Source organism: Roseibium sp., assembly GCF_025698965.1.
Taxonomy (GTDB): domain Bacteria; phylum Pseudomonadota; class Alphaproteobacteria; order Rhizobiales; family Stappiaceae; genus Roseibium.
Window position 1 is genome coordinate 1 of sequence record NZ_JAILWL010000272.1, and the last position, 8,781, is coordinate 8,781.

At 56.1% G+C, this 8,781-nt stretch carries 7 protein-coding genes; 5 read left to right on the forward strand and 2 right to left on the reverse strand.

Annotated elements, in window-relative coordinates; genetic code table 11:
- Positions 1-247 precede the first annotated feature (247 nt).
- Positions 248-1,243, reverse strand: a complete 996-nt coding sequence (locus K5905_RS20280; protein ID WP_297586985.1) for an L-threonylcarbamoyladenylate synthase — start codon at positions 1,241-1,243, stop codon at positions 248-250.
- 221 nt (positions 1,244-1,464) lie between these two features.
- On the opposite strand from K5905_RS20280, the gene K5905_RS20285 reads away from it, so the two are divergent.
- The 5 genes from K5905_RS20285 to K5905_RS20305 all read left to right on the forward strand — a co-directional run bounded on the left by K5905_RS20285 (position 1,465) and on the right by K5905_RS20305 (position 7,643).
- Positions 1,465-3,246, forward strand: a complete 1,782-nt coding sequence (locus K5905_RS20285; RefSeq protein ID WP_297586986.1) for an acyl-CoA dehydrogenase — start codon at positions 1,465-1,467, stop codon at positions 3,244-3,246.
- 23 nt (positions 3,247-3,269) lie between these two features.
- The gene (locus tag K5905_RS20290) at positions 3,270-4,016 is read left to right on the forward strand and encodes a crotonase/enoyl-CoA hydratase family protein (RefSeq protein ID WP_297586988.1); all 747 of its coding nucleotides are present in this window, start codon (positions 3,270-3,272) and stop codon (positions 4,014-4,016) included.
- A 110-nt stretch (positions 4,017-4,126) separates the two neighbouring features.
- Positions 4,127-4,990 carry an NAD(P)-dependent oxidoreductase gene (locus K5905_RS20295; protein ID WP_297586991.1) on the forward strand — a complete coding sequence of 288 codons (864 nt, stop codon included), beginning with the start codon at positions 4,127-4,129 and terminating at the stop codon, positions 4,988-4,990.
- A gap of 188 nt (positions 4,991-5,178) precedes the next feature.
- Positions 5,179-6,696: an ankyrin repeat domain-containing protein gene (locus K5905_RS20300; RefSeq protein ID WP_297586994.1), complete on the forward strand. Its 1,518-nt coding sequence runs from the start codon at positions 5,179-5,181 to the stop codon at positions 6,694-6,696.
- Between the two features lie 140 nt (positions 6,697-6,836).
- Positions 6,837-7,643: a mechanosensitive ion channel domain-containing protein gene (locus tag K5905_RS20305; RefSeq protein WP_297586997.1), complete on the forward strand. Its 807-nt coding sequence runs from the start codon at positions 6,837-6,839 to the stop codon at positions 7,641-7,643.
- A gap of 52 nt (positions 7,644-7,695) precedes the next feature.
- Here K5905_RS20305 and K5905_RS20310 read toward each other — a convergent pair.
- On the reverse strand, positions 7,696-8,781 hold a 1,086-nt coding region (locus K5905_RS20310; RefSeq protein WP_297587000.1), incomplete at its 5' end, for a cyclic nucleotide-binding domain-containing protein.

The following is an 8,781-nucleotide window of genomic DNA, read 5'->3' on the forward strand; positions in this document are numbered from 1 at the left end:
CCTGGCAGTCACTTATTGTGTAATTTGCTGAAACATACTGATTAAATAAACTGTAATCTTGTTTATCTGCTATATTGGAAATGCAGGATATTTCAGATTAACTTAAGGCGTTTATAGCTCATTTGTCGAAATAAGGTCTTGCCGCGAGATGCTGATTTTTAAGGCTTTTGTGGCGCTACTGAATTTTTCCGAAAAACGATTGCACCGGCAAGTGCCATTGCAACCGGAGCGATTTGTGCCGGAAGGGTCAGCTGCGAGGGGCCGCGGCGCGGCGCAGCCGGTCATTTATGGCCTCACCAAGTCCAAAGTTGGGGATAAACTGGACCCGGATCGCATTTGCGCCACTGGAATCGAGGATGCGCATGGCCTGAAACAGATTGGCCGCCGCTTCGACGAGATCGCCGGAGGGGCTCAGGTTGAATTCAGCGAATGCCTGTTCGGCTCCGGGAATCTGATCGGGCCCGAATGACAGCAATGCATCTGCGGAACTTGCCTCCCGAGCGTTCAGGATCATTGCTGCATCCGGTGCATAATGTGAAGACAGCATGCCCGGGGCCGATGGCGCGTCCGCTCGCATATTCGCTGGGGCACCAGACAGTTTCTCGCCCAGGACCTCTTCAATGTCTTCGCGCGGTAATCCGCCTGGACGCAATAATCGCGGTGTTTCGTCTGTCAAACCAACGATAGTGGATTCAATTCCGACGGCACACGGTCCGGTGTCAATGATGAAGCTTATCGAGGATCCGAGATCGGCAATGACGTCGTCGGCGCGGGTGGGGCTGATTTTTCCCGAACGGTTGGCGCTTGGCGCTGCCAGCGGGCGGCCGGTCTTTTCGGACAGAAATCTCATGACGGGGCCGTCCGGTACCCGGAGGGCAACGGAATCGAGACCCGCGCTTGCCAGTTCCGAAATAGGAGACGAGGGTCTTTTAGGCACGACGAGTGTCAGAGGTCCCGGCCAGAAAGCGTCAGCCAGTTTGCGAGCGCGCTCGTCGAAAACACCATACTCGATCGCTGCTTCCGCGGAAGCAACATGCGAGATCAGTGGATTGAATTGCGGCCGGCCCTTCGCTTCGAATATTTTTGCACAGGCGACACTGTTGGTGGCATCCGCAGCCAACCCATAAACGGTCTCTGTCGGCACGGCTGCCAACTCTCCATTTAAAAGTGCCACACAAGCTGCTTGTGCTTCGGCGGAAGCCTGCCAATCCAGGGTATCAAGGTCGAGCGTCCAACGCTGCATTTTTGCTGGTCTCTCACGAGCTGCCCGCGAGGCATTGGCCAAAAAGACTACCACCTGCCGCTGCGATACGGGTTGACGTTAACGTCAACAGGTCTATTGTCCTGTCAAACCGTTGTCACATGCGCCTTTTGCGGACTAGTCCAGCTTCCGTCAAGCTTTGAACAGCGAAAACCTTAAACAGCCGGCCGATCAGACGCTGGCCGGTTCTTGGGAGGAACTGAATGTATCGTGCCCCTGTCGACGAGATTGCCTTCACTTTGAAACAGGTCTGTGGACTTGGTGATCTGCAAACCAGTGCGCGCCATGCGGAGCTGGGTGACGATCTGGTAGATGCGATCCTGAACGAAGCCGGCCGGTTTGCGGCAGAGGAAATTGCACCGCTTAACAGCGTCGCCGACAGCCACGGCACACCACTTGAAAATGGTAAGGTCGCAACGCCTCCCGGCTGGCGTGAGCTTTATCATGCCTGGATCGAGGGTGGATGGAACGGCTTGTCCGCAAATCCGGAATCCGGCGGGCAAGGACTGCCGCAGATGTTGTCCGCGGCTGCACTGGAGATGTGGAATTCCGGATCAATGGCCTTTGCCATCGGCCCGACCCTGACAATCGGTGCGATCGAAGCCATGGAAAAGCATGCTTCAGAAGAGCTGAAGGCCAGATATCTTGAAAAGCTCGTCTCCGGTGAATGGATGGGGACAATGAATCTCACCGAACCTCAGGCAGGTTCCGATCTCAATGCATTGAGAGCCAAGGCAGAGCGGAACGGCGACGGCACCTACCGTATTTATGGTCAGAAGATTTTCATCACTTACGGTGACCATGACCTGACTGACAATATCGTTCACATGGTCCTGGCGCGTCTGCCTGATGCACCTCCGGGAACGAAGGGGATTTCCCTGTTTCTGGTACCAAAATTCCTGGTCAATGAGGACGGCTCCCTTGGTGCCCGCAATGATGTACGCGTTGCCGGTGTCGAGCACAAAATGGGCATTCACGGATCTCCGACATGCACCATGGTCTACGGTGACGAAGAAGGTGCAGTCGGCTGGCTGGTCGGTGAAGAAAATCGTGGTCTCGCCTGCATGTTCACGATGATGAACAATGCGCGCCTCGCAGTCGGAATTCAGGGTCTTGGCGTTGCGGAACGGTCCTACCAGCACGCGCTGAATTACGCTTTGGAGCGCAAGCAGGGCAGGGCACCGGGAGACACGAGTGAAGGCATGAGCCCGATTGCCCGTCACCCGGATATCAAGCGCATGTTACTTGGCATGAAGTCCAGAACCCAGGTCGCGCGCGCAATCTGTTATGCCTGCGCACACGCCATCGATATGGCAGACGTTTCAGACGAGGCCGACGCGAAAAAGTTCTGGAGCGAGCGCGCCAGCTTCCTGACACCGATTGCCAAAGCTCTGTCGACCGATTTCGGGGTCGAGGTCGCCTCACTCGGTGTCCAGATCCATGGCGGCATGGGGTATATCGAGGAAACCGGTGCGGCACAGCATCTGCGCGATGCAAGAATTGCCCCGATCTATGAAGGGACAAACGGTATTCAGTCCATCGATCTGGTCCTTCGCAAGTTGCCGCTATCCGGTGGTGAACACGTCAAGGGCTTTATCGCCGAACTTGCGGCAATCGCAGAGGAGGTTGCCGCGTCCAACCGGCTGGAATTCGGAGCCACTGCCGAGTGTCTTCGTGCTGCGATCCGGGATCTGGAAGAAGCGACCGACTACATGCAGAAGGCACAGGCCGAGGGACGTGTCGCTGACGCACTTTCCGGCGCGACACCTTACCTTCGCCTCGCTGGTCTTGCGCTTGGTGGAGCATTGCTCGCCAAGGGGGGACTTCGTTCGGTTTCCGATACTCCGGGACGTCTTGCCGAACGCACTCTGCTTGCCCGCAGTTTCTGCGAGACCACACTTGGCGAAACCGCGGGACTGAAGTCGGACATCCTGTTGTCCGCAGATGCCATTCAGGCGTTCGACGCTGAAGCCTTGGCCTCGTAACAGGCCTGACTGGAGAAACGAATATGATCCGTAAAAGCCTGGAAAATGGCGTCCAGATCCTGCGTCTGGACCGGCCTGAAAAGAAGAACGCCCTGACCGGAGCAATGTACTCCGATTTGGCGGAGGCGTTGGAGCTCGGCAACGATGACGACACCATTCGCTGTCACCTGATCTGCGGCCAGCCAGAGATTTTCACGGCCGGAAACGACATTGGCGATTTCCTGCAATATGCCGGCAAGTCAGGCATTTCGGAAACGCCGGTGGTACGGTTCCTGCGTGCACTTGTTCGCAATCAAAAGCCCATGGTGGCGTCGGTTGACGGAATTGCCATTGGTGTCGGGACCACAATGCTCATGCATTGCGATATGGTGTTTGCAAGTCCGCGCGCGTTCATCCGCTCACCTTTCGTGGATCTGGGCCTGGTGCCGGAAGCCGGCTCCAGTCTTCTTGGTCCGCAATTGATGGGCCATGCCCGGGCCTTTGAGTTATTGTGTCTTGGCAACGCCTTTTCAGCTGAAAAAGCTTTGCAAGCCGGACTTGTCAATGAAATCGTCGCCGACAATGTCGATGCGACAGCGTTTGCATGTGCTGGAGAAATTGCCTCAAAACCGCCCGAGGCAATGGCTCTTTCCCGCAAGCTTCTACGGGGCGATACCCGGGAGTTGTCCGACCGTGTCGAAGAGGAAATCAAGATTTTCGCAAGCCGTCTGAGTGCGCCCGAAACCATCGCGGCCTTCCAAGCGTTCATGACGAAAAAGTCGAAAGATTAGCTGGCTAAGCTGTCGATCCGAGCATCTTTAGAACCGGTCGCGAAAACCAATCATCAATCAAACTCATAGTGCCGAGCGTCTGATCTCGGACCTTTTGGAGGAGAAACAAAATGTCCCTGAAGGGCAAGACACTTTTCGTCACTGGAGCCTCGCGCGGGATCGGCAAGGCGATAGCCTTACGTGCCGCGCGGGACGGAGCCAATGTTGCCGTGGCGGCAAAAACAGCCGAACCGCATCCGAAGCTTGAAGGAACCATTTTCAGCGCCGCGGAAGAGATCGAGGCGGCAGGTGGCAAGGCGCTGCCGATTGTTCTGGATGTCCGGGACGATGATGCGGTCAAGGCAGCCATCGACCAGACAGCCTCGCATTTTGGCGGCCTGGATATCCTCGTCAACAATGCCAGCGCCATTCAACTGACACCACTTACACAGACGGACATGAAGCGTTTCGACCTGATGCACCAGATCAACACGCGTGGCACGCTGGCGTGCTCAAAACATGCGATCGAACACCTCAGCAAATCCGAAAATCCCCACATCCTTATGCTATCGCCGCCACTGGACATGCAGGAAAAGTGGTTTGCACCTTTCACGCCCTATTCAATAGCAAAATACGGCATGAGCCTTGTTGTTCTGGGCCTTGCAGGAGAATTGCGGTCCAAGAGCGTTGCCGTGAACGCGCTGTGGCCAAGAACAACAATCGCCACCGCTGCGATCAAAAACATAATCGGTGGCGACAAGATGATCCAGCAGAGCCGGACCCCTGAGATTCTGGCGGATGCGGCCTATGAAATCTTCACCTCTCCGTCGCGTGATTTCACAGGTCAGTTCCTGATTGACGACACTTTCCTGGCCAGCCGCGGCGTGACCGATTTCGACAGGTACCGGGTCGACCCCAGCCTGGCACTCGCTCCGGACTTCTTCGTTCCGGACGACAGCGAGGCTCCGTGCGATCTTGGTCCTGTCAAATCCTGAGTAGAGCTGAAACCTTTGGGAACGGGCTTGCATTTCAAAGCCCGTTCCTGCAGATTCCGGGTGCCGACGAGGGCGGCAGCCGGATCCGCGGAAAGCGCAAGCACCCTGACATCTGACGACATATGCCGGTTTTTCACCTGCGCCCGACAACAGCGGATCGCCCGGGCACCTTATACAGGAGAAAAGCCATGTCGGACGGCATCGCTCTACATCTCGAACAATTCAAGAAAGCTGCGCGTAGGCTCCGAAAGGCCTATTCGAATGGGGACACCGAGGCGGTTGCGCGCGTCTCCGGTCATGTTCCTGAAAACAGGCCGCTCAGACACGCGGACTTTTTGCATGTCATCGCCCGAGAGGCGGGTCATGAGAGTTGGCCCAAGCTGAAATTCACCGTTGAATCTGCTGCGATGAGCCGGGAAGAGCGCGCCGAAAGACTGAAGATGGCGCTTTACTTCGGTCAGCATTGGGTGACCGAAAAACTCCTCAAGGACGATCCGGAGTTGAAGAACGCCAATCTGGGTCTTCAAATAGCGCTCTATGATCTTTCTGCGGTCAGATCCGCAATTGCGGAAGACCCTGCGGTGGCGGCACGTATCATAGGGGTCCGTTCACCGTTACTGCATCTTGCGTTTTCAAAGGAGATCCATCGCAGTCCGGAAAAATCGGACGCCATGCTTGCGATCGCCGAGTTGCTGGTTGCAAATGGCGCCGATGTAAATGACGGCTATCCAGCAGAACCCGGAGCAGATCACAAACTCTCGGCATTGTACGGAGCTCTATGCCACGCCGACAACTTCGCTCTGGGCAAGTGGTTTCTGGAACAAGGGGCCGATCCTAACGATGATGAAAGCCTCTATCACAGCACTGAACTCAACGAGACCCGCGCCCTTGCGCTGTTGTTGAAACATGGTGCGAATCCGGACGGAACAAATGCTTTGCCGCGTGCGCTGGATTTCGAAAATCTGGAGATGGTGCGCTTGCTGCTGGAAGCCGGTGCAAATCCCAACCTCACCGTGCCGGACCATCCGAGCGGGATGCCAATGGATTCGGTTCCCTCCCTGCATCAGGCTGCACGGCGCGGAAGGTCAGTCGCTGTGATTGAGCTTCTCCTGAAGCACGGAGCGGATCCCGATGCCTTCTGGAAGGGACACACGGCATACGCGACTGCGCGGATTTACGGCAATCGGTCAGTCGCTGATTTTCTCAAGGTGCAAGGCCATATGTCGCCATTGTCTGAAAACGAACAAGTTCTCTCAGCATGTGCTGACGGGGTCGAAAGCCCTGGGCAATTGGATATCAAAACACTCAACGATGAAGACAAGAGCCTGTTGACCCGAATAGCGTCTGAACCTGGACGGCTTGGACAGTTAAAAGCGCTTGTGGAAGCCGGGCTGGATCCGGACAGCACCGACTATATGGGTTTGCCGCCGCTTCATCTTGCAGGCTGGAACGGTCTGGTTCCGGAAACGGCCTTTTTTCTTTCCCTGAAACCCGACCTGACCCGCAAGAACGACTACGGCGGGGACGCGCTCGATACAGTCCTTCACGGTTCGGAATTCACCCCCAAACGTCCTGATGCAGATCATATAGAGTGCGCGCGTCTGCTGCTGGAAGCCGGAAGCGTCCTTTATCCGCAATTCATCTCAGGATGCGGCAACGAGGACATGGTCCATTTCCTCCAGGAGTGGCGGGAGCGGAATACTTAATGGTGTTCGGGGCGGAGGTTCCTTTCCGCCCCGGTTAATGCTGGCTATCGGGTTTTGCCGCCGCAACGCTGGCCAGCGGAAAACTCCGCTGCTAGGGTCCGGGCATTGCGGGTTTATTCGTTCTGGACGGAGGGGTTCCCATGGAAGGTACAATGGATCAGATGAGCGCTTATATGCCGCTTGTCATCAATGCGGCGAAAGCGATTGTCGTTCTGATAATCGGCTGGATTCTTGCCGGTTTGTGTTCTTCGCTGGTGAGGAAAAGGATTGTCAGTCATCCGCGTATCGACGACACGATTGGCGGATTCGCGGCCTCGATTGTTCGCTGGCTGGTGTTGCTTGTTACCTTGATCGCTGTCCTTCAGCTGTTCGGTATTGAGGCCACCAGTCTAGTTGCCGTTCTGGGCGCAGGTACGTTGGCCATCGGTCTTGCATTGCAGGGAACGCTTAGCGACATCGCCGCCGGAGTCATGCTGATCATCTTTCGGCCTTACAAGATCGGTCAGTTCATCGATATCGGTGGCACCTCCGGAACAGTGAAGGATCTCAACATCTTCGTCACCGAATTGGTGACGCCGGACAATGTTCAGATCATCATGCCGAACGGTCAGGCCTGGGGAACCGTGATCACCAATTTCTCAGCCCACTCCACGCGTCGCCTCGACCTGACTTTCGGCATTGATTATGGCGACGATGCCGACAAGGCGACCCAGATCATTCTGGATGTCGCAAATGCCGATGAACGAGTGCACAAGGATCCTGAAGCCTGGGTACGGGTGACCAACCTGGGTGACAGTTCAGTCGATCTGGGAGTTCGCCTCTGGTGCGACGCCGGCGACTATTGGGAACTGAAATTTCACATGCTGAAATCGGTCAAGGAAGCGTTCGATGCTGGCGGAGTATCAATTCCTTATCCGCATACTGTCGAAATTCAAAAGGCCGGCTAAGTCGAGAAAGCCGGTTGGGTCAAGAATGCCGGGCATCAAAAAGGGGGTCACATCAGGCAGATGTGGTTCCCTTTTCTGACTCAGTTGCATCCGGGGTCCCAGGGGCTTCGTTCGTATCGCCGTCGGTTGCCGTGGTTTCTTCAACATTGGTTTTTTCGGTGACGCGGATTTCCTCCGTTACCTCCAGTTCAACCGAAACCGTTTCTTTCGTTTTGGCGTTGACCGTGTCCGTTCCGGCTCCATCATCGTCGCCATCATCCGACGTGGGTTGCTCCGATACATCTGGCTGTTCTTCAGAAATCTCTTCCTCCGTAAACTGAGGCACAACGGGATCCTCGATCTCGTGTTCAGCCTTGTCCGTATTCATCAGCTGTCTTTTTTCCGCCAGCTCAACCACATGGTCTCGCAGGTTCGGATGTCGTTCCATGAGGTCCTTGAAGTCCTGTGCTCTGAGGCTCAGAAGCTGGCAATAGCCCAGTGCGACGACATCCGCACTACGGCGCCCGCCGGTCATCAACGCGATCTCGCCAAAGACATCGCCCCGTCCCAGACGGACATTGTGTGTCGGTGTGCGAACCTCTACAGCGCCTGAGGCAATGAAATAGGCTGCGTCGCCGCGGTCCCCCTTGCGGATCAATGTTTCGCGCGGGGTCGCGAATTGTGGTCGCATCGTTCTGCGAATGGCTTTTTGTTGCTTGCGGGGCAGGTCGGTGAAAAGCGGGTGCGCACTGACCAGATCCCTTGTCTTCAGGCCAAGGTCCAGTTTTGGTCGCTCGTAGCTGGCTTTTCTGACGCGTTCGAGGTCTTTCAGCAGATCGAGATGCAGTTCCGTGCCGATCAGCATCTGCCCCTTTGCCTCGTCGTAGGCGGTTTCTTCCAACCGGGCTCCTGCCTTGCGCAGGAACTGGTTTTCGAGTGCGTCGGCATATTCGGGATATTGCAGCCTCAGAGCGTCGATTGCCTGAATGGTCTCGTCCTGCCGGTTGCCAAGCATATCCTGCAGAATGTCGGAAACGCGATCCCCCAGAAGCGGTCGGATGCGGCGGTCGTTGAAGTCCAGCAGCTCATCCGCCAGGATCCGGTAGACCAGCAGGAATTCGAAACGGTCTGCAAGGCTGTTTGCCAATGGGCGTGTGAT